The sequence below is a fragment of the Moraxella sp. CTOTU49803 genome, from assembly GCF_032097965.1.
GTDB lineage: Bacteria > Pseudomonadota > Gammaproteobacteria > Pseudomonadales > Moraxellaceae > Faucicola > Faucicola tetraodonis.
Window position 1 is genome coordinate 516,102 of the sequence record NZ_DAMCJP010000001.1, and the last position, 21,064, is coordinate 537,165.

Genomic DNA, 21,064 nt, shown 5'->3' on the forward strand with positions numbered 1-21,064 from the left:
TGCGTATCAACAGCAGCATATGAAAAGTAAAAATGAAAAGTAAAAAAGAGCAAAATCGGCTCTTTTTTTTAGGTGGTTTTCAGGTCAAATGCAAATCAGATTTTGGTAAGTTTTGCTGCTGATAAAAAGTATCGACAAACGCATCAAACTTATCATCTTGAATGGACTGACGGATATCTGCCATCAAGCGCTGATAGTAACGCAAATTGTGTATAGTACCCAACTGTGCCGATAGCATTTCATTGCACTTGAACAAATGATGCAAATAGGCGCGGCTGAAATTCTGACAAGTATAACAATCACATTCGCTATCAAGCGGACTTTGGTCAAAACGGTGCACCGCATTTTTAATTTTAACGGCGCCAAAAGTGGTGAAATAATGACCATTTCGTGCATTACGTGTTGGCATCACGCAATCAAACATATCAACGCCGCGGCGTACCGCTTCCACGATATCTTCAGGCTTACCCACACCCATCAAGTATCTGGGCTTATCGGCTGGCATATCATCGGGTAAGTAATCAAGCACCGCCATCATTTCTTCTTTTGGCTCACCGACTGACAGCCCACCAATGGCATAGCCATCAAACCCAATAGCGAGCAACCCTTCTAGGGACTTTTCGCGAAGGTTGCGATACATACTGCCTTGGATAATACCAAACAAAGCATTCTTGTTACCAAGTTTTTCATGCTCATTTTTACAGCGCTCACCCCAACGCAGCGATAGTTCAAGCGATGTATCCGCTTCGCTAGGCGTTGCAGGATAGGGCGTGCATTCATCAAACTGCATAACGATGTCTGAGTTCAGTGAGTATTGAATTTGCATCGATATTTCAGGGGATAAAAATACTTTTGCGCCATCAATCGGCGAGCGAAAATGCACACCTTCCTCTTTGATTTTACGCATTGCGCCAAGGCTAAAGACTTGGAAACCGCCCGAATCGGTTAAAATCGGCTTGTTCCAACCGATAAAGTCATGTAACCCGCCAAATTTGTCAATGACATCGGTAGTCGGTCGTAGCCAAAGATGAAAGGTATTGCCCAAGATGATTTCGGCACCGATTTCGTGGATATCGCGCGGCAGCATGCCTTTGACGGTGCCATAAGTACCGACAGGCATAAAGGCAGGGGTTTGCACATCGCCATGAGCGAGATGAACCGTCCCACGGCGAGCACGGCTCTCGCCCGTGGCAGTTTTGTGTAAGGTAAATTGCATAATCTAAAGTTTCTGTAACAGGTTTTTTAAAAGGTTAAAATCATAAAAGGTTGAAATTATACCATTTTTTCCAACAACATCGCATCACCGTAACTAAAGAAACGATATCGTTGCTCGATGGCGTGCTGATAAGCCTGTTTGATAGGCTCACTGCCTGCAAACGCTGACACCAGCATCAACAGCGTGGATTTCGGCAAATGAAAATTGGTGATGAGCTTATCAATCACCCCAAACCTAAATGACGGATAAATAAAAATATCGGTGTCACCTGACCAAGCCGATAGCATCGGGTTTTCAAAATTGGCGGTTTTTTGAAACGCCGTTTCTAATACCCGTGTCACCGTGGTACCGACTGCAATCACTTGCCCGCCACGGGCTTTGGTTTGGTTAATCAAATCGGCAGTCGCTTGGGGCAACTCAGCATATTCTGAGTGCATTTTATGGCGCAAAATATCCTCTGTCTTGACAGGGGCAAATGTGCCTGCACCGACATGCAAGGTGACAAAGGCGGTATTGATGCCCTTGGACTTGAAGGCAGCCAATACATTGTCATCAAAATGCAGGCTTGCGGTCGGTGCGGCTACGCTGGCAAGTTTGGTTGGGTCATGAAATACCGTTTGATAACGGGTTTCGTCATTGTCATCGGCATGGCGCTCAAAATAGGGCGGAATCGGCAGTTCACCATAGTGCTCAAGCACAGGCAATATCGGTTGGTCAAACGCTAGCAAAAATAAATTGTCTTCACGCCCCATTACCGTGGCATGAATGTTACCATCGGCAAGGCTCAGCGTTTGCCCCTCTTTTGGGCTGCGGCTGGCGCGTACATGACACAAAGCGGTGTGCTTTTGGTTGCCAGTATCATCATCGGGCAAAATACGCTCAACCAATACTTCGACCGCGCCGCCACTGGCTTTTTGCCCAAACAGCCTTGCTTTCATGACCTTGGTGTCATTAAACACCACCAAGTCACCACTATTTAACAACTCTGGCAAATCCACAAATTGTTGGTCTTTGGGTTGACCATGGGCAGGCAAATACAGCAGTCGAGAGGCAGAGCGCACCGCTAACGGATAGCGGGCAATAAGTTCATCGGGCAGTTGATAATCAAAATCATCTAAAGTTAAAGGCATTTATGGGTTACTCGGTGATAGCAGAATCTTTGGTAAGGTGGACATTGGCTTTAGGAAATGGACGGATTTTATCGGCGTCCGACCAAGCTTTGACCCAGTCATCAGGTGGCATATTGATATCTTTATAATCCAGCGCGCTGAGCACTTGCTCAGTCGGCAAAACCTTGCCTGTCACGATGTTAGTGATACCGGTGCGCAGCAGCGCAGCGCAAGTCGGCTGACCTTTGACCCACATGCTTTGTTCAATATAAAACCAGTGCTCATCAACGGCTATCAGTCGGGTTTTGATGGTGACTTTATCAAATAAACGAACACGCTTACGATATTGGATGGTACTACCAGCGACCACCAGCCCCCAGCGGTGCTTGAATAATTTTTTGGCAAGCCCAGAGCGAATGGCAAGATCGTTTCGCCCCAAATCAAACAGCGTAAAAATACGCCCGTTGTTCATTTCAAAAAAATGGTCAATGTCGTTGATATTAGCGGTCAAGGTGATTTCGCTGGTATCGGTTAATTGAAGCGAATGACCTTGCTTTTGTTTAATCGCGCTTTTGATGGCATGGGTGCCCAGTCGTAAAAAAGGATACATGGTTGTTCTCAATCTAAATTTGTGCCACATTATAGGTAAATCGCGCTTGTTTAGCAAAATTTGTCACTATCATTACCCGACAAGTCACTATAATTAACCTATAAAAGGAAAGCAAATGACCAATCAATCACAGGTAGCAGCGCAACCATTATCAGCGGACGCTAAAAAGGTATTAGATTTTTGGTTGCAGGAAAATACTAAGCCATTTTGGTTTGCCAAAGATGAGGATTTTGATAAAACTGTAACGGCTAAATTTTTAGCCACACTTGAGCAAGGCAAACGAGGCGAGTTAGGGGATTGGCGAACCAGTACAAAAGGGCGACTGGCAGAAATCATTGTATTGGACCAGTTTTCGCGCAATATTTTTCGAGATTCTTCACAAGCTTTTGCCCAAGATCACATGGCGTTAGTATTGGCGCAAGAAATTGTCAAACAGCCAGATTTTGACAAGTTGAATCAAGACGAACGCAATTTTGCTTTAATGCCTTTTATGCATGCAGAATCGGCAAACATTCATCAGCAGGCGTTGCCATTGTTTAAAAAATACGCCAGTGACGATACATTAGCGTTTGAATATAAGCATCAAGCCATTATTGAGAAATTTGGGCGTTATCCGCACCGCAATGCAATTTTGGGTAGACAATCCAGTGAGGAGGAAATTGCCTTTTTACAACAACCCAACTCATCATTTTAACTTTTATTAAGTTGTTGCTGGATCGCCCAATCAATATGTTCTTGTGTGTTTTCGCCTAACATTGGGCGTTTTTCTTGCAATTTGTCAATAATTGCTTGGCTAAATGGTGCATTACCCAAGGCTACCGCCACATTGCGCATAAAATTGTCGTAGCCCGTGCGGCGAATCGGCGAGCCTTCGGTTTTTGTCAAAAAATCCTGTGTATCCCACGCCCATAACTCAAGCAATGACACCTCATCTAAACGGTGACGCGGATTAAAATCCTCAATCGTCGCTAATCTGGCAAATTTATTCCAAGGACAAATCAACTGACAATCATCACAGCCAAAAATGCGATTGCCGATTTTGGGGCGAAGTTCTACAGGGATTTTTCCATCTAATTCAATGGTTAAATACGAAATACACAGCCGTGCATCGACATCATAATGCCCGGTGGGTGTTTTGCGGATGGCATGGGTAGGGCACACATGAATACAAGCACGGCAACTGCCACAATGCGATGATATGGTTTCGATTTGCTTTTTATCCTCTGCCAAAGGCAAGCTGGTGAATAATTCCCCCAACACAAAAAATGACCCCGCTTGTGGGTGAATCAGCAAAGTGTGTTTGCCTGTCCAGCCCAAACCTGCTTGCTCAGCCAACGCGCGCTCAAATATAGGCGCGGAGTCGCTAAAGGGGCGAAATACAAAGTCGTTGGCATATTGCGGATAATCGGTGGTTAGTTTGTCTTGAATCAGTCTGGCTAGGGTTTTTAATAACCCTCGCATGGTTTTATGATAATCACGTCCTCGAGCATAGCGGGCAATAATCGCTGAGTTAGGGCGCTCGTTGTCTGGTACACTGCGTTTGGGCGGCGGCGTGACCAAATAATCTAAACGCACACTAATGATACTTTGCGTCCTGTCAACTAACAGGGCAGGGTTAGCACGTTTATCATGATTGTCTTCAAAAAACAGCATATCCCCATGTTTACCTTGGGCAAGCCAAGTTTGCAAGGCATCAAGCTGTTTTACAAAGATGGGATTGGCGGGATGCACAAAGCCACAATCAGCAAACCCCAACGCCTTGGCTTGCGCCTTTATCCAGCCCTTGAGTGCATTGAGTTCGTTTGTAGTGTCCAACATGCCAACAACCAGGTAAAATTAAAATGCTATTATAGCAAAATAAACACCTACCACATCATTGGAACATCTTATGCAAAGTAATGCACGGACGGATAAAACTACTGTGATGCAAAACGCCATTGCCTTATATAGCCCCAAAAAAATTTATGACCTTAAAAAAAACTGGTTTAGCAAAAATGACAGTTTTGCCTTGATGCAACAAGCTGCATGGCAACTTGCACACATCATCAAGCATGAAAGTAACAATCAAAAAGGCAGTAACCTTCAAAAAAGCAGTTACCTTCAAAAAAGCAGTCACTCTCAAAAATCGGTATTGGTAGTGGCAGGCGCGGGTAATAATGGCGGCGATGCTTGGTTGGTGGCGCATTATGTGAACCAGCTTTGCCCAGATTGGTCAGTTACCGTAGTACAAGTCGCAGCGCCTAGCACCCTCGACAGCCAAACAGCAAAGCAGATGTACCTGTCAAACTGTGCAAATGCAGCAAAATATCTGACCTTGACGGCATTTTTACAGCCATTCTATGAGCTTGGTTTAAGCTATCATTATGATGTGGTGATTGATGGGTTATTGGGTATTGGGCTCGATGGCAAGCCTAGTGGTGATTATCAGACAATCATCAATTGGATTAATCAATACCGCAAGCAAGTTCACGCTTGTCAAGTCATCAGCATCGATGTACCCAGCGGACTTAATGCCGCTACGGGCGAAGTGTATGATGATACGGCGATTAAAGCAGACAAGACACTTTGTTTAATTGGGCGAAAAGTCGGACTGCATATCGGGGATAGTAAAGATTATGTTGGCAGCGTTATCGATGTGCCTTTGCTCCCTGTTGAGCAATCAGGCATCTTGTTGCATTCCCTACTACCTAACTTGCCACAACGTCAGCAGGTGAGCCATAAAGGTACGTATGGTCATGTACTCATCATCGGTGGTAATCGGCTACAGCATGGGCATGGCATGGCAGGGGCGGCGATATTGGCCGCCAGTGCAGCATTGAGCAGTGGTGCAGGCAAAGTCACCGTTGCTTGTCATGGTGATTTTCATTCAGCCATTGTCACCGCTTTGCCCAATGCCATGACCGCGGATTTACACAATATCGCTAGCGTCATTGAGCTGATTAACGCGGTGGATGTGGTTGCCATCGGCATGGGTCTGGGTAGAGATAAAGCAATGCTTGATTTATTTAACCAGTATCTTGCAGCTATCAAACAATCAGAGAAGCTATGTGTCATTGACGCCGATGGTTTATACCATTTGGCAGATTGGGCAGGCACGAGTGACGGTTTAAATGCTCCAATTCAACTACGATTGGGACAGTCAAACCAACGGTTTTACCTAACGCCGCATTCAGCGGAAGCAGGACGTTTGCTCAATCAACCCTATGCCGACATCGATCGAGACAAAATCAGCGCGATTCGGGCATTAGCTCACCACTATGGGGGCAATTGGCTTATCAAAGGGGCACAAACGATTGTGCTTGAACGTGCCAGTCTTGAGCGTGACAGTTTTGAACGAGACAGCATTGATATTTGCGGCTTGGGCAATGCCGGTATGGCAACCGCTGGCATGGGCGACTGCTTGGCAGGTCTGATGGCGGGCTTATTGGGGCAAGCAATTGCCGCACCCATGCTAACCGCCGTGCTCATACATGCCAAAGCAGGTGATACGTTAGCAGAAAAAATGGGTGAATATGCGTTGCAGGCCCATCACATGGCATCGGCAATCGGTGACATCATCCATCAAATCACGCAAGATTAAAATCACGGCAGGTTAAGAAGGTTCAATAGAAAAAAGGTGAGAATTCACTCACCTTTAACCTTTACGCACCTTTAATTTTAACTGAATGCTAAAGTCATATAGCATGCAAAGTTATTTACAGTATTGGCTCACTGTTTGCGCGACTTGCTGACGGCGTAGCTCAATTTCACGACCATCTAAATATTTACGTTCACCTTTATTGTCCATTTCATAGACGCGCCCGCCTTGGTTTAAGTTGGCCAGGGTATTTTGTAAGGATTTGCAGCGCTCCGCATCTTGCTGTTTTTTGAGTTGCTGATTTTGTGCTTCAAGTTCAGCAGCGCGTTTTTGATCGGCTGTCAGCGTTGGTGATACACCTGATGCAGCACCTGTGCTATTGCCAGCGGTTGCAGGTGAACGACTACTAGGTCCAAGTTCACGGGTATTAACCACTTGCACTTGTCGCAAATTAACACCATTGGTCGGCGCATATTGGCTATAATGCGGCACACCATTTTTGTCAGTCCACTTGTAATAAGTTGCTGCATTTGAACTCGCCATAACGAATGGTGATATCATGAGTGATAACAAAAACAGTGGCTTTAACATTGTTTTTCCTATGCAAGAAACTAGAAAGTTATGCGATAGCCTATCACAGCTTGATAGCTTTTAGCAGTAAATTTCGACAAGATAATCGTTTAATTTCCTAAAGGTAATTTTCTAAAAACGACTGGCTCAATCAGTCCGAAATTTTAAAGTTTATCAAGCTTTAAAACCAATCCTTAAAATCAAGCCTCAAACGATTCATTTACCTATAACTAAAAGTTATAAATTTTAGTAGCTTTTTTTTATTGACAAGTGTTAAAAAAACTCACATCATAAGTCTTCTACTGGTCGTTAGTAACAATTATCGTTGGTTACTAATTGGTAAAATCTAAGCTGATTGGCGCTATCCGCTGATTAGGCTCTCCAATTGGATGAGAGCATTTTTTACCGTTGTTGTTGTTTATGAATCTAAACAAAAGAATCTAACAACCCTGACTTATCGGTCAACAAAGACAAAAAGTAGCCATCAATTTATACATTACGTAATTTTCGTGATGCTTTCTTTTTTGGTTATCATGCTTTTTGCCCTCGTCTGATTTGTTCACTGTTACCTCATGGCAGTGTTGAAGATTCTTGCTAATCATTTAGCAATTTTTATCTAAAACAACTTCCCAGTATCATTTTTGAAGACGACCATAAAAGGTGATGACAGTGACTCAAACTACCCAAGCTCCCAATATGACGGGAGAAAACCAAACGGCTCACGCTGCACCCAATTTTGACAAAAAAACCGCCAAAGCCTCAGCAGGTGAACCTGTCATGATGTCTGGTGCAGAAATGCTGGTGCAAGCGCTAATTGACGAAGGTGTTGAATACATTTTTGGCTATCCAGGCGGCGCCGTGTTGCATATTTATGATGCTTTGTTCAAACAAGATAGCATTGAGCACATCCTCGTGCGTCACGAACAAGCAGCGGGTCATATGGCAGATGCTTATTCCCGTGTGACAGGTAAAACTGGGGTGGTATTGGCGACATCGGGTCCAGGCGCCACCAATACGGTTACCGCCATCGCTACCGCGTTTATGGATTCCATTCCGATGGTTGTCATCTCAGGTCAGGTGCCTTCAAGCCTCATCGGTGATGATGCGTTCCAAGAAACTGATATGATTGGTGTGTCACGTCCGGTCGTCAAACACAGTTTTCAAGTACGTCATGCCAGCGAAATCCCAGAAATCGTGCGTAAAGCGTTTTATATCGCAAGCTCTGGTCGCCCAGGTCCTGTGGTGATTGATGTACCCAAAGACAAAACCGCGCCTAACGAAAAATTCCCTTACCATTTTCCTGAGTCGGTCAGTATGCGTTCTTACCAACCATCGGTTCGCGGTCATTCAGGACAAATTCGTAAAGCCATCGAAACCTTAATTGCTGCCAAACGCCCTGTTCTATATTCAGGGGGTGGCGTGATTGCGTCAAACGCAAGTGCAGAATTAACCGCATTAGCCCGTTTACTTAATTTACCGGTGACCAATACTTTGATGGGTTTGGGCGCTTATCCAGGATCGGATAAACAGTTTTTAGGTATGCTTGGGATGCATGGGACGTATGAAGCCAATATGACCATGCATAATTCAGATGTGATTTTGGCTGTGGGCGCGCGTTTTGATGACCGTGTGACCAACAATACGCAAAAATTCTGTCCAAACGCTAAAATTATCCATATTGATATCGACCCTGCATCAATCTCAAAAACCATCAACGCACACATCCCGATCGTCGGTGATGTAAAAAATGTGCTAAGTGATATGCTCGCCGTATTAACAGAAAATAACGCACAGCTTGACCAAGCCGCGTTAAATGATTGGTGGGCGCAAATCAATGAATGGCGTAAACGTCATGGACTACGCTATGACAAAGACGATAGCAATGGCATGAAACCACAGCACGTTGTTGAGCGCTTATACGAGTTAACCCATGGTAAAGCTATCATCACATCTGATGTGGGTCAGCACCAAATGTTTGCCGCCCTATACTATAAATACGATGAGCCCCGTCAATGGTTAAACTCAGGCGGGTTAGGCACCATGGGCGTAGGGTTGCCTTATGCAATGGCAGCCAAACTTGCTAACCCAGAGCGCGATGTGGTCTGTATCACCGGTGAAGGCTCAATTCAGATGAATATCCAAGAGCTATCAACTTGCCTACAATATAACTTACCCGTAAAGATTTTAAATCTTAACAACGCCCAGTTGGGTATGGTAAAACAATGGCAAGACATGATTTATGAAGGTCGTCATTCGCACTCTTATATGGATTCATTGCCAGATTTTGTCAAACTTGCAGAAGCTTACGGTCATGTCGGTATCCAAATCACCGACCCAGCCAAACTTGATGAACAACTTGCTTATGCCTTATCACTTAAAGATCGATTGGTATTTATCGATGTGCTAGTCGATAAAAACGAGCATGTTTATCCAATGCAATTAGCGGGTCAGTCAATGCGTGATATGTGGTTAGCCAAAGGGGAGCGTACCTAATGAAACATTTAATTTCTGTCTTAATGGAAAATGAATCAGGGTCACTGTCTCGTGTGGTTGGCTTGTTTTCACAACGTGGCTACAACATCGAGACATTGAACGTCGCGCCAACCGATGACCCGACTTTATCGCGTTTGACCTTGACCACAGATACCGATCAAAATAAGATTGAGCAAGTGACCAAACAGTTGCACAAGCTGATTGAAATCGTTAAAGTAACCACGCTGACCGATAGTGTACATATTGAGCGCGAACTCATGCTGATCAAAGTACGCGCCACGGGTAGCAACCGCGAAGAAGTGAAGCGCTGTGCGGATATCTTCCGTGCAAGTATTGTTGATATCACGCCCAATGTCTATACCATTCAAATTGTCGGTGACACCGAAAAATTGGACGGCTTTATCGAATTGATGGGACGTGAACGCATTTTAGAGGTCGTACGTTCTGGTGTTATTGGTATCGCTCGGGGTGAAAAAATCCTCAGCGTCTAAATTTACCAACCTTTTAATCTTTTAATAGTAGTTGTTTTTTACACAAGGAAATAGTTATGAACATTTTTTATGATAAAGATTGTGATCTATCAATCATCCAAGGCAAAAAAGTTGCGATTATCGGTTACGGATCACAAGGTCACGCCCACGCATTGAACCTAAAAGACAGCGGTGTTGATGTTACGGTAGGGCTTCGTAAAGATTCATCCTCTTGGAAAAAAGCAGAAAATGCCGGCCTAAAAGTGGCTGAAGTAGAAGAAGCCGTCAAGCAAGCTGACTTAGTCATGATTTTGACCCCTGATGAATTCCAAAAACAACTTTACAATGACGTGATTGAGCCAAACATCAAACAAGGTGCCACGCTTGCATTTGCCCATGGTTTCTCAATCCATTACAACCAAGTGGTACCACGTAAAGACCTAGACGTCATCATGATTGCGCCAAAAGCACCGGGTCATACCGTTCGTAACGAATTTGCCACAGGCGGCGGTATTCCTGACTTAATCGCCGTTTACCAAGATGCCTCTGGTCAAGCCAAACAAGTGGCGTTGTCTTACGCGATGGGTGTCGGCGGTGGTCGTTCAGGTATCATCGAAACAACGTTCAAAGACGAAACTGAAACTGACCTATTTGGTGAGCAAGCGGTACTTTGTGGTGGTGCGGTTGAACTGGTCAAAATGGGCTTTGAAACCTTGGTTGAAGCAGGTTATGCCCCAGAGATGGCGTACTTTGAATGTCTACACGAATTAAAATTGATTGTAGACTTGATGTACCAAGGCGGTATTGCTGATATGAACTACTCAATCAGTAACAACGCAGAATACGGTGAATACGTGACAGGTCTAGAAGTTATTAATGACCAATCACGTGAAGCGATGCGTAATGCCCTAAAACGTATCCAATCAGGCGAATATGCAAAAATGTTTATCGCTGAAGGTATGTCAAATTACCCATCAATGACAGCGCGCCGTCGTCAAACCGCTGAGCACGAAATCGAAAAAACAGGTGCCAAACTTCGCGGTATGATGCCTTGGATTACTTCAAGCAAAATCATCGACAAAGAGAAAAACTAGTTTTGCACCCAGTTAGTTTTACCAATGACATCATACCCAATTGGTAAAAACGATAAAATGACAATAACCCTGCGCTGTGTAAAGTTACATGGACAGGGTTTTTTAGTATAAAATAATGGTTATCGATATAAAGTTTATGAGATTTGTTTTGAATATAGCGTCTGTTTGGCAGTTGTCGACTGCAACTTTTTTACACACTTTTAGCGGCATGAATGCTTTGCCTGCATTGGCAAATCCTTTGAATCACCTGATGGGGGATAGCTATACGTTAAACTGGCAAGCAATTTATCTGGTCGGTACGTTAATTGTCGCTCTACTGATTGCGTATGAATCTATAGTTTTAAAGAAAAACTTAGGAAAATTGCCGCAATCAGCGTTATTTAGCGTGAGCTCCATATTAGAAACTGTGTGGCTCATGGTATCCGTGGTCGCCGTATATTATGGCGCATTTAGTAGCATTGCCAAAGTCGTGCCATTTGCCTATATTTTGTATAGCATATTTGGTTGGATTTACGGATTTTATCTACTCAAAGATCAGGCAGGCGATATTAAAGATGTCGATGATATGAGTATGCCCATCAAATATATGGACTACAGCCTATCATTTTCACTGGTGATTACGGTGACCAGCATTGCGATATTTATCAATATGTTGATGAACGGTGTTATCGCCTTTAATCTAGCTTAATAAAGTCAATTTAAATCCCTTTTTAATTGTAACTTTGTGGTAAAAAAATTCAAATAATAGTAGGTGAAACGCTAAAACTAGGCTATACTGTGATTATTCGCTAAAATACACTTAACAAATTTTTGGCGATGACAATTTATAACACCCTGTATTTACCTAAGTAATTGCAAGCGTTATAGATAACATAGTTAATTTTTAATGTAGGATTTTTTATGTCAGATAAAGCTACTGGTACTGTAAAATGGTTCAATGAGAGCAAAGGTTTCGGCTTCATCGCTCAAGACAATGGCGGTCAAGACGTTTTTGCTCATTACAGTGCAATCCAAGGTTCAGGTTTTAAAACACTTAAAGAAGGTCAACGTGTGAGCTTCGTATTGAGCCAAGGTCAAAAAGGCCCACAAGCCGAACAAATCGAAGCACAATAATAATAACTACAAGCTTAATTGTTTGTTTATTAACTGCTTATCTTAATTAGCTTGCAATAAAGAAAAACAACCAGACGATAGGTTGTTTTTTTTGCGCGTTTGTTTTGTGTTCCATATTCATATCAAACACAAGACATTGTATGTTGAATATTTAGTTAAAAAATTTCCCTAATTATTTTAGTTATGATATATTCGAAAAATTCAAGAATTTTTGATGTTTTCCAACCATTTTTTTATGACTTAAAATTCATAGGATTTTCTTGATTTGTTGGGTAAGTTATCGCAACATATATTATTAACGAAGATAATGGGTATTGTGAGTATTCACAGTATAACTATTCTTTTTAGCTTGCTAAGTTAGCTCACCAAGCTAGTTTAAGTTAAAAAGAATAGGATGTTCATTTTATCATGACTGGGGATACTTGGATTTATCCTCCTTTTTTAATTCATATAACAAACGAGGAACGTATGAAAGCATTAGTTGCTGTTAAACGTGTAGTTGACTATAACGTAAAAGTTCGTGTAAAAGCGGACAACACTGGTGTTGACTTAACCAATGTTAAAATGTCTGTAAACCCATTTGATGAGATTGCTGTGGAAGAAGCTGTACGCCTACAAGAAGCGGGCGTGGTCTCTGAAATTGTTGTTGTATCTATCGGTCCAAAAGAAGCACAAGAACAAATCCGTGGCGCAATGGCACTGGGTGCAGATCGTGGTATTTTAGTTGAAACTACCGACACTGTGCGTCCACTACAAGTGGCAAAAATTTTAAAAGCGATTGCACAAGCTGAAGCTGCTGACATCATTTTACTAGGCAAACAAGCGATTGATGATGACAACAACCAAACAGGTCAAATGCTAGCGGCATTATTAGATGTGGGTCAAGCAACCTTTGCATCCCAAGTAAAAGTCGACGGGGGCAGTGTCAACGTAACACGTGAAATCGATGGTGGCTTACAAACCGTTCAGTTATCATTGCCTGCGGTTATCACCACTGATTTACGTTTAAATGAACCACGTTATGCCAAACTGCCTAACATCATGAAAGCGAAGAAAAAACCATTAGAAGAGAAAAAACCAGAAGATTATGGTGTTTCTACCGCTAGTAACATTCAAATCGTAAAAGTAACGCCACCTGCAGAGCGTAAAGCGGGTGTTAAGGTTAAATCGGTTGACGAGTTAGTCGATAAATTAAGAAACGAAGCTAAAGTTATCTAATTATTAGTTATCTAATCATTTAACTACCTTCAATTTAATTCGTCATTTAACGATAGCGATTATCAAATATTAAGGAAAATCTCATGGCAATTTTAGTATATGCAGAACATGATAATAAAGAGCTGAAAAAAGCAACACTCAACACCGTAACGGCAGCAAGCAAAATCGGTGGCGATATCGTTGTATTAGTTGCAGGTCTTGGCTGTGAAGCCGTGGCAGAACAAGCCGCTAAAGTAGCGGGGGTGTCAAAGGTGCTTTGCGCAAGTAATGCTGCTTTTGAGCATCAACTGGCTGAAAACGTCGCTAAACTCGTGGTATCGCTTGCAGGTGATTATAGCCATATCGTGGTACCAGCAACAACAACAGGTAAAAACTTCTTACCACGCGTTGCCGCTTTGTTAGACGTCAATATGCTAACTGATGTGACCGCTGTGATTGATGCAGAGACATTTGAGCGTCCAATCTACGCAGGTAACGCCATTGCAACCGTTAAAGATACTGAAAGCAAAAAAGTTATCACAGTTCGTACCACCGCATTTGATGCAGCGGCAGCAGAAGGTGGCGCAGCCAGCATAGAACAAGTAAGCGCAGGCGAAGATGCGGGCAAATCAAAATTTGTCGGTGAAGAGTTAGCAAAATCTGATCGTCCAGAATTAACGGCTGCAGAGATTGTTGTATCGGGTGGTCGTGCATTAGCCAGCGGTGAAAACTTCACCAAGTATATTGAACCACTGGCTGATAAACTAGGCGCTGCGATGGGTGCATCACGTGCGGCAGTTGACGCAGGTTATGTGCCAAACGACCTACAAGTGGGTCAAACGGGTAAAATTGTCGCGCCAAACCTATATATCGCCGCAGGTATCTCAGGTGCTATTCAGCATTTGGCAGGTATGAAAGATTCAAAGGTTATCGTTGCCATCAACAATGACCCAGAAGCGCCTATCTCTCAAGTGGCTGATTATTTCCTAGAAGGTGATATTTTTACAGTCTTGCCAGAATTAACTAGCAAATTGTAATTGCCGCTATCATAATCTACCAAGCGATAAATATAAAAAAACCTCATGCTTTTTGAGGTTTTTTTATTTGCTATTTACAGGCTAAGCACTGACTTAATTATCGCTAAAAGTATATTGATTGTTGTATAGCGACTAGGTAATATAATAAAAATTATGGGATTTTATTGATAGCAAATTTTTTGGGAATAAATGGTGAAAATGGATTTAAAAAAATTCCGTACAGAGATGCAGCAGCGGCTTAGCGAGCAGCAACTAGACAATGTTAAAGTACGTCCCTTTATCTGTTCAGGGTCACCCCTTAATTGCAAAATTATGATGGTCGGCTACAATCCGGCTCGCGAAGTTAATTTAGACGTGTTTGATGCCGATATTTGGCATGATGACATAGGATTTGATCGTGAATCGTTTGCTGAGCATTATGACATCGCTAGCTACAATGATGATTTACAGTGGAATCGCAACCATATATTTCAGCAAAATTTGATTGATGAAATCTCAAATCATCCTGTGATTGAAACTTATCTTTATAGTGTTATCACCCCTAAAAAAACTTTATTAAGCCCTCAGCATAAACACACACATATATTTGATTGGCTATATGGTATTCTAAAACCTGTCTTAGTTATCACTCAAAATATTGATGTAATTAAATATTTTGAACGAGAAGTCAATAAAATTCTGGTGAGAAATACTTTTAATGCCATTACTTATCGCGATTTACACTGTGTGATTTTGCCCATCAGCCATTTATCCAAAAAATGGAATGACACCGAAATGTACCATTTGAAAGAAGAAATTGATGAGTTATTTAATTTAATTGATGTATAGACAATTATTTGTCATTGACAAATGAATAGCGCAATAGAAAAAGCTTAATAGATGATGGTGTTAAGCTTTTATGGTTAAAGTCTATGGGAAAAGTTATAACCAACCTGCCTTTTTAAATCGATAGTAAAGCGTGAAACAAATGGTCAAAATAAATGCCAACAAAATATAGTAGGCATAATGCATTTTTAGTTCAGGCATATTTTCAAAGTTCATCCCATAAATCCCTGCGACGGCAGTCGGAACCGCGAGGATACCTGCCCAAGCGGCAAGTTTTCGTACCACCTCATTCTGACCCATATTCACCACGGCCATGTAAGTATCCATAGCAACACTGAGCATTTCGTTGAGTCCATTGACCGCATCAAGCGCACGCAGTAGATGGTCATTGACGTCGCGAAAATACGGTTTGGCTTGGCTAGGGAAACTTGGAATCAAATCAGTCTTTTTATGATTGATAAAAAAATTACAGATATCTTGTACGGGTAAGATGACAGCACGCATATGTACGAGCTGTGATTTTAATTCATACAAATTGCGCAGCGTATGCTTGTTAAAGTTTTCAGAGAAAATTTCCCGTTCTTGCTCACGCAAATAACGTCCTAATTTTTCAGTGATAGGTAAGTAGTTATCGACGATAAAGTCTAGAATGGCATGCAGTACAAAGATGGGTCCAAGGCGCAATTTTTCTGGTCGGCGATGACAAAAATCTCGCACACTTTGGTAGCTATGAGAGGCACCTTGACGAATAGTGATAATATATTGCTTGCCCATAAAGATAGCCGTAGTGCCATAACGAATGGTGTTTTCGGTCAATTTGGCGGTTCGTACCACCACGAACACGCTATCATTACCATAGCTTTCAACTTTGGCGCGTTGATGTTCAGCAAAAGCATCTTCGATGGCAAGTTCGTGCAAGTCAAATGCCTCTTGAACTTCTCGAATGGTTTCGATACTTGGGTCGTGTAGTCCTACCCAAACAAATACGTTGTTGTTGGATAATTCGCGGCGCACATCATCAAGCTCAATCTCGCCGATTTTTTCCCCAGATTTACGAGAGTAGGCAAAGCAGTTGGCAATCTCATTTTTCCCTTTAAAGCGATCTTCGGTGATTTCAGCTTCAGGGTTATACTCAGGGGGTGGTACATCGGTAGGTGCATAGACTTCGACAGTGCCATCATCGTCATAATCTTCGCCATAGATATAACTATCATCACCATGCAAATCGAGTTCTTCATCAGCGATTTCATCATACATGACATCCGCATTGGCGAGGGTAAAAGCATCTGCAGACATATCATGTGGCGGATTAAGCGTTGAGGCTAAAGGCGGCGTTACGCGCTGGGTCGTCTGAGTGGGGTGCTCTAATAAATCGTCGCTGCGTTCAGATAAATTTTTGTTTTGGTGGGGTGGCGTCATAACCAAAAACCTCGCTATCACGATTTGAAAGAGTTGTATCAGATCGAATAAATGTGTCCAGTCGTTATCAAAGTACTAAAAGGTAGCAACCACAAAACAGCAAGTAAACATCAAAGTAAGCCACTTCGCCTGTTTGTTCTTGCTATTTTGTAATTCTCAGTTATTTTTAAACGAATAAAAAAAGAAGTCATGCATTGACAATGCAATCGTACCGCTAAAATTAGATGGATAATGATAACAGTGAAAAATGACAATCTCAAGATAATTATACATGTCAATCCCCTAAAACCTAGTTGAATCTAGTTAACCATGGACTTAGCAACGGTCATTTTTTCACTATCGCCTTAAATAGCGTACTGCTGCAGTATCTCTATATTTACTAACTCTAAGAGACTCTCATGACATGCGGCAAGCTTTAGCGGCGGCGCAACCCCCGCATCCAATGCTTCCACCCAGCGCAGGGCACACACGCACCAAAAATCATTGGGCTGCAGCCCTGGAAAACCAAATTCGGGTAAAGGCGTCACCAAATCATTGCCTTTGGCAACAGAAAATTCCAAGAATTCTCGGGTCATTTTGGCGCAAACCGTGTGTAAGCCGACGTCACCAGCGCCGGTATGACAAAAACCATTTCGATAATAACCTGTTAATGGATCAAAACAGCAACTCGCTAGTGCGGTACCCAGTACATTGGTTTGGTTTAATTCAGCTTTTGGATGATAGGACATAATGAGCTCTTTTAATGTTTTGATTGGTTTAGATGGAAGATTGGCTAAAGTTTAAAGATAGATGTTGGTAGTTTTTCTAAAGCAGTGCTCTGAGTTTTTTGCATGAAATCTCGCTGGTAAAATTGCTCGAGTGCAGCTTTGTTTGCCTCACTTACTGCCTTGTCAAATACCTCAGCCAAACGTAATTTTAAATACCCTAAGGCGATACCAAAAAAGATTTGGCTTAACGCATCGCTTTGTGCATCGAGCTGTGGTGCATTAGGCAGTAAATTAGACAATAGACTGGTCGAGCGCTCAATAAATGGATGTGGGGTAGCAATTGATGGCTGAAAGCGCTCGGTAGCAAAGGCACGAACAGTTTGGTTGATAATGCCGAGGCTCAGGCTTATTAAAGCGGCAGATTTTTCATCAGCGAAAATTTGCGGCATAAGGTGCGCCAAAATCACACTGCTTTCTGTGATGAGTAATTGATTATCGGTGAGCAGGGCAGGTACTTGGCTAAAAGGGTTGACCGCTAATAATTCTTGTGGGTTTTCCCAAGGCATGACAAATATAAGCTCGGCATCAATCTGCTGGCGTAAACAGGCGACCATCACGAGACGGGCGAAAGGGGAGGTGGTTGAGACAAAGAGTTTCATGGGTAAATTGGATTTCCCTATACTGGTTGCATGGGTGTAAGTTTTAATAAATAAGTTTCAATAAAATTTTATAGGAGTTTAGCATAAAAAATTGGGCAATAAAAAAATGCCTAAGCCCAGTGAAGCTATGATACAATGAAAAGGAAAAGTGCCCTTATTTTATTCTTTGCTTATTTTATTTTTGTAAGTGCCCTTCTCATCGATTATTCTATGATTTTACATGGTAATTCATGGTCTATGTTTTCATATGGCCGCTTGTTGTCATGTCTAGTGATATATCATTTAATCATCCTTAGGATTTATTGTGTCAAATTTAGCATCAAATTCCACAAACGTGGCAAATCAGTCTGCTTTTTATCTTAATACAAAAAATACTTGGCTATTACCCGATGGGGTTGTCGATTTACTATCAACCGAAGCGGTAAAGCAAGAAACCTTGCGTTATCAACTGACCCGTATTTTAATCAGCCATGGCTATGAATTTATTAGCCCGCCTATGATTGAATATACTGAAAGCTTGCTCGGCTATGCGTCTGAAGATGTTAAATTACAAACTTTTAAAATCATTGATCAGCTAACCGGTCGGCTCATGGGGGTACGCGCAGATATTACCCCACAAATTGCGCGGATTGATGCGCGTCTACACAATAATCAAGACACTAGTAACCCATCAAAATCAATTTCCCGCTATTGTTATGCAGGGCATGTAATCTATACCATGCCAAAGGGCTTATTTGGTTCGCGCACCCCGCTACAGTTGGGCGCTGAGATTTTTGGTACCGATTCACTAGCCAGTGAAGTGGAGCTATTAGATGTGCTATTTACCTTGTTAGATAGTACGGATGTGATTGCACGCTCGCATATTGATATTGGTCATGTGGCGATTTTTCAGCAGCTTTGCCAGCTTGGCAGTGTACCTACGCATCTGCAAGAAAAACTAATTGAGCTCTATGCTAATAAAGCATTACCCGAGCTGAAACTTTTGACCAGCAAAATGCGCCAGTTTGGCGAATTTGCCAACGATTTTTATGTGCTTGGCGAGGCAGGTAATGACTTGCAAAAACTGAGCGAACGACTCTCAACTCAAGCTAAACACGATGCTATCATTGCCAAAGCCTTGTCTGATTTGACTTATTTGGTGAGCTATCTTGAAAACCACTGGGATGCCAATGTCAGTGTCGATGTCACAGGATTGGGATATCACTATCATACAGGCGTTGTCTTTAATGTGTACGTGGCAGATGAGTCATTGCCGCTGATTCGTGGTGGTCGTTTTAGCAACCATTTTCATCACGAAGTTGATAATACCGATGCCGTGCGTTCCGGCGTTGGCTTTAGCTGCGAGCTAAACCGTTGGCAAAATCATATCCAAATACATGAGCAGCCTTTTACCGTGGTGCCTTATAGCCATGTACAAACTATTTTACATGTACCCAATCATCCTGATGCGCCCGCCCTCAAACAAGCGATTGACTCACTACGCCAAGAAGGGCATCGGGTGATGATTGCGTTGGATGAAACCGATGAACCTGAGCAAACCACGCATCGCTTGCAAGTAGCGAATGGGGTTTGGTACTTAGAGCATTTGGCAGAAAATTAATTTTTAAGCTGTTGTAAATTTGTTTTTAGCAATTACTTTGATAAAAGGTGACTTATCATGAAACATACGGGAAAAAACGTCGTTGTCCTTGGTAGCCAGTGGGGCGATGAAGGTAAAGGCAAAATCGTTGATTTATTGACTGAAAAAGCCAGTGCGGTGGCGCGCTACCAAGGCGGTCATAATGCCGGTCACACCTTAGTCGTTGGCGGTAAAAAAACCGTATTACATTTGATTCCATCGGGTATTCTACGTGAAGGGGTTACTTGCTACATCGGTAATGGCGTGGTGCTAGCCCCAGACGCGCTATTAAAAGAAATGCAATCACTGGTTGAAGCAGGCGTGCCTGTGCGTGAGCGACTTCGTATTTCACCCAACTGCCCACTGATCATGCCACAGCATGTAGCGCTTGACCAAGCCCGTGAAGTCAAACGTGGTAACAACAAAATTGGCACGACCGGGCGTGGTATCGGCCCTGCCTACGAAGATAAAGTAGCGCGCCGTGCCTTGCGTTTTGCTGACTTGTTGCGAGCTGACTTCGCCGATAAACTAAAAACTAACCTTGAGTACCATAACTTTGCCTTGACCCAATATTATGGGGTGGACGCAGTTGATTTTGATGCGACCTTAAAGTTGGCAGAAGAGTGGCGTGATGCGCTAAAAGACTTGGTAGCTGATGTGACGGGCGAGCTTGACAAGCTATGCAAAGAAGGCAAAAACTTAATGTTTGAAGGTGCGCAAGGTACGTTGCTTGACGTTGACCACGGCACTTATCCCTTCGTTACCAGCTCAAATACCACCGCTGGCGGCGTGGCGACGGGCACGGGTCTTGGCCCCTTGTACTTTGACTATGTATTGGGTATCACCAAGGCTTACACCACACGCGTGGGCGCTGGTCCTTTCCCAACTGAGCTATTTGATGATATCGGTGAGCACATCGGTACTGTGGGTCAAGAATTTGGTGCTACCACGGGCCGCGCCCGTCGTTGTGGTTGGTTTGATGCAGCGATTCTACGCCGTGCTGTGGTACTAAACTCACTATCTGGTATCTGCTTGACCAAGCTTGATGTGTTAGATGACCTTGATCAGCTCAATATCTGCACGGGTTATGAGTTGCCAAGTGGTGAAGTTTGCGGCTCTAGCGATGCGGAGTTTTATGAGAATGTCAAACCCATCTACGAAACTTTGCCAGGTTGGAAAACTAGCACTGTGGGTGTGACAGAGTATGACAAGCTACCTGAAAATGCCAAAGCTTATATCAAACGCATTGAGCAGCTTATCGAGTGTCCCGTTGACATTATCTCAACAGGTCCTGACCGTGCCGAAACCATCGTGCTACGCGACCCATACGATGCCTAACCCTCACTCATC

20 protein-coding genes are annotated in these 21,064 nt (G+C 42.9%); 12 read left to right on the top strand and 8 right to left on the bottom strand.

The genetic code is table 11. The annotated features are described in order from the left end of the window. Positions 1-79: 79 nt before the first annotated feature. From tgt to RT422_RS02330, 3 genes are read right to left on the bottom strand one after another with little or no spacing between them, the layout of a single operon-like run. Entirely contained in the window at positions 80-1,216 is a 1,137-nt protein-coding gene (tgt, locus tag RT422_RS02320; RefSeq protein ID WP_313421149.1) for a tRNA guanosine(34) transglycosylase Tgt, read from the bottom strand. 56 nt (positions 1,217-1,272) lie between these two features. Continuing rightward, positions 1,273-2,346, bottom strand: coding sequence for a tRNA preQ1(34) S-adenosylmethionine ribosyltransferase-isomerase QueA (queA, locus tag RT422_RS02325; RefSeq protein WP_313421150.1), 1,074 nt, complete (start codon positions 2,344-2,346; stop codon positions 1,273-1,275). Positions 2,347-2,353: 7 nt separating this feature from the next. Beyond that, positions 2,354-2,935, bottom strand: a complete 582-nt coding sequence (locus RT422_RS02330; RefSeq protein ID WP_313421151.1) for an acyl-CoA thioesterase — start codon at positions 2,933-2,935, stop codon at positions 2,354-2,356. Positions 2,936-3,050: 115 nt separating this feature from the next. Between RT422_RS02330 and RT422_RS02335 the strand changes: the two genes are divergently transcribed. Beyond that, the gene (locus RT422_RS02335; protein ID WP_284033948.1) at positions 3,051-3,629 is read left to right on the top strand and encodes a DUF924 family protein; all 579 of its coding nucleotides are present in this window, start codon (positions 3,051-3,053) and stop codon (positions 3,627-3,629) included. Here RT422_RS02335 and queG read toward each other — a convergent pair. After that, positions 3,626-4,753 (bottom strand): tRNA epoxyqueuosine(34) reductase QueG, encoded by a 1,128-nt coding sequence (queG, locus tag RT422_RS02340; protein WP_313421152.1) that lies wholly within the window; start codon positions 4,751-4,753, stop codon positions 3,626-3,628. The genes RT422_RS02335 and queG overlap by 4 nt on opposite strands. Positions 4,754-4,823: 70 nt before the next feature. Between queG and RT422_RS02345 the strand changes: the two genes are divergently transcribed. Next, positions 4,824-6,515, top strand: a complete 1,692-nt coding sequence (locus tag RT422_RS02345; protein ID WP_313421153.1) for an NAD(P)H-hydrate dehydratase — start codon at positions 4,824-4,826, stop codon at positions 6,513-6,515. A gap of 111 nt (positions 6,516-6,626) precedes the next feature. Here the strand turns inward: RT422_RS02345 and RT422_RS02350 are convergent, their stop codons facing one another. Further along, a complete protein-coding gene (locus RT422_RS02350; RefSeq protein WP_313421154.1) occupies positions 6,627-7,103 on the bottom strand; it encodes a DUF4124 domain-containing protein in 477 nt (158 codons plus the stop codon). 756 nt (positions 7,104-7,859) lie between these two features. Between RT422_RS02350 and RT422_RS02355 the strand changes: the two genes are divergently transcribed. The 8 genes from RT422_RS02355 to RT422_RS02390 all read left to right on the top strand — a co-directional run bounded on the left by RT422_RS02355 (position 7,860) and on the right by RT422_RS02390 (position 15,314). Then, positions 7,860-9,575 (top strand): acetolactate synthase 3 large subunit, encoded by a 1,716-nt coding sequence (locus tag RT422_RS02355; RefSeq protein WP_313421413.1) that lies wholly within the window; start codon positions 7,860-7,862, stop codon positions 9,573-9,575. Continuing rightward, positions 9,575-10,066 carry an acetolactate synthase small subunit gene (gene ilvN, locus RT422_RS02360; protein WP_282840989.1) on the top strand — a complete coding sequence of 164 codons (492 nt, stop codon included), beginning with the start codon at positions 9,575-9,577 and terminating at the stop codon, positions 10,064-10,066. The genes RT422_RS02355 and ilvN overlap by 1 nt, the downstream gene beginning before the upstream one ends. Positions 10,067-10,122: 56 nt before the next feature. Beyond that, positions 10,123-11,139 (top strand): ketol-acid reductoisomerase, encoded by a 1,017-nt coding sequence (gene ilvC / locus RT422_RS02365; RefSeq protein ID WP_065252581.1) that lies wholly within the window; start codon positions 10,123-10,125, stop codon positions 11,137-11,139. A gap of 148 nt (positions 11,140-11,287) precedes the next feature. Continuing rightward, the gene (locus RT422_RS02370) at positions 11,288-11,827 is read left to right on the top strand and encodes a hypothetical protein (protein WP_313421155.1); all 540 of its coding nucleotides are present in this window, start codon (positions 11,288-11,290) and stop codon (positions 11,825-11,827) included. A 212-nt stretch (positions 11,828-12,039) separates the two neighbouring features. Next, a complete protein-coding gene (locus RT422_RS02375) occupies positions 12,040-12,252 on the top strand; it encodes a cold-shock protein (RefSeq protein WP_007116781.1) in 213 nt (70 codons plus the stop codon). Positions 12,253-12,720: 468 nt separating this feature from the next. Continuing rightward, positions 12,721-13,470 carry an electron transfer flavoprotein subunit beta/FixA family protein gene (locus tag RT422_RS02380; RefSeq protein WP_065263577.1) on the top strand — a complete coding sequence of 250 codons (750 nt, stop codon included), beginning with the start codon at positions 12,721-12,723 and terminating at the stop codon, positions 13,468-13,470. Between the two features lie 83 nt (positions 13,471-13,553). After that, positions 13,554-14,486, top strand: a complete 933-nt coding sequence (locus RT422_RS02385; protein WP_050324358.1) for an electron transfer flavoprotein subunit alpha/FixB family protein — start codon at positions 13,554-13,556, stop codon at positions 14,484-14,486. 198 nt (positions 14,487-14,684) lie between these two features. After that, positions 14,685-15,314: a hypothetical protein gene (locus RT422_RS02390; RefSeq protein ID WP_313421156.1), complete on the top strand. Its 630-nt coding sequence runs from the start codon at positions 14,685-14,687 to the stop codon at positions 15,312-15,314. 93 nt (positions 15,315-15,407) lie between these two features. Here the strand turns inward: RT422_RS02390 and corA are convergent, their stop codons facing one another. The 3 genes from corA to RT422_RS02405 all read right to left on the bottom strand — a co-directional run bounded on the left by corA (position 15,408) and on the right by RT422_RS02405 (position 18,096). After that, positions 15,408-16,568, bottom strand: coding sequence for a magnesium/cobalt transporter CorA (corA, locus tag RT422_RS02395; protein WP_313421414.1), 1,161 nt, complete (start codon positions 16,566-16,568; stop codon positions 15,408-15,410). 506 nt (positions 16,569-17,074) lie between these two features. Further along, on the bottom strand, positions 17,075-17,458 hold the full coding sequence (locus tag RT422_RS02400) for a DUF2237 family protein (RefSeq protein ID WP_050324360.1): 384 nt from the start codon (positions 17,456-17,458) through the stop codon (positions 17,075-17,077). 44 nt (positions 17,459-17,502) lie between these two features. After that, entirely contained in the window at positions 17,503-18,096 is a 594-nt protein-coding gene (locus RT422_RS02405; protein ID WP_284033955.1) for a glutathione S-transferase N-terminal domain-containing protein, read from the bottom strand. A 304-nt stretch (positions 18,097-18,400) separates the two neighbouring features. On the opposite strand from RT422_RS02405, the gene RT422_RS02410 reads away from it, so the two are divergent. Both RT422_RS02410 and RT422_RS02415 read left to right on the top strand, forming a co-directional pair. Beyond that, complete coding sequence (locus RT422_RS02410; RefSeq protein ID WP_313421158.1) at positions 18,401-19,696, top strand: ATP phosphoribosyltransferase regulatory subunit; 1,296 nt, start codon at positions 18,401-18,403, stop codon at positions 19,694-19,696. A 57-nt stretch (positions 19,697-19,753) separates the two neighbouring features. Beyond that, a complete protein-coding gene (locus RT422_RS02415; protein WP_050324363.1) occupies positions 19,754-21,052 on the top strand; it encodes an adenylosuccinate synthase in 1,299 nt (432 codons plus the stop codon). The last annotated feature ends 12 nt before the right edge of the window (positions 21,053-21,064 follow it).

Bases quoted from the DNA above. Each gene is read 5' to 3' on its own strand.
- queG (WP_313421152.1), bottom strand. From the start codon at position 4,753: ATGTTGGACACTACAAACGAACTCAATGCACTCAAGGGCTGGATAAAG.
- RT422_RS02380 (WP_065263577.1), top strand. From the start codon at position 12,721: ATGAAAGCATTAGTTGCTGTTAAACGTGTAGTTGACTATAACGTAAAA.
- ilvC (WP_065252581.1), top strand. From the start codon at position 10,123: ATGAACATTTTTTATGATAAAGATTGTGATCTATCAATCATCCAAGGC.
- RT422_RS02390 (WP_313421156.1), top strand. From the start codon at position 14,685: ATGGATTTAAAAAAATTCCGTACAGAGATGCAGCAGCGGCTTAGCGAG.
- ilvN (WP_282840989.1), top strand. From the start codon at position 9,575: ATGAAACATTTAATTTCTGTCTTAATGGAAAATGAATCAGGGTCACTG.
- corA (WP_313421414.1), bottom strand. From the start codon at position 16,568: ATGTATGATGAAATCGCTGATGAAGAACTCGATTTGCATGGTGATGAT.
- RT422_RS02335 (WP_284033948.1), top strand. From the start codon at position 3,051: ATGACCAATCAATCACAGGTAGCAGCGCAACCATTATCAGCGGACGCT.
- RT422_RS02330 (WP_313421151.1), bottom strand. From the start codon at position 2,935: ATGTATCCTTTTTTACGACTGGGCACCCATGCCATCAAAAGCGCGATT.
- RT422_RS02375 (WP_007116781.1), top strand. From the start codon at position 12,040: ATGTCAGATAAAGCTACTGGTACTGTAAAATGGTTCAATGAGAGCAAA.
- RT422_RS02400 (WP_050324360.1), bottom strand. From the start codon at position 17,458: ATGTCCTATCATCCAAAAGCTGAATTAAACCAAACCAATGTACTGGGT.
- RT422_RS02345 (WP_313421153.1), top strand. From the start codon at position 4,824: ATGCAAAGTAATGCACGGACGGATAAAACTACTGTGATGCAAAACGCC.
- RT422_RS02405 (WP_284033955.1), bottom strand. From the start codon at position 18,096: ATGAAACTCTTTGTCTCAACCACCTCCCCTTTCGCCCGTCTCGTGATG.
- RT422_RS02385 (WP_050324358.1), top strand. From the start codon at position 13,554: ATGGCAATTTTAGTATATGCAGAACATGATAATAAAGAGCTGAAAAAA.
- queA (WP_313421150.1), bottom strand. From the start codon at position 2,346: ATGCCTTTAACTTTAGATGATTTTGATTATCAACTGCCCGATGAACTT.
- RT422_RS02350 (WP_313421154.1), bottom strand. From the start codon at position 7,103: ATGTTAAAGCCACTGTTTTTGTTATCACTCATGATATCACCATTCGTT.
- tgt (WP_313421149.1), bottom strand. From the start codon at position 1,216: ATGCAATTTACCTTACACAAAACTGCCACGGGCGAGAGCCGTGCTCGC.
- RT422_RS02415 (WP_050324363.1), top strand. From the start codon at position 19,754: ATGAAACATACGGGAAAAAACGTCGTTGTCCTTGGTAGCCAGTGGGGC.
- RT422_RS02355 (WP_313421413.1), top strand. From the start codon at position 7,860: ATGATGTCTGGTGCAGAAATGCTGGTGCAAGCGCTAATTGACGAAGGT.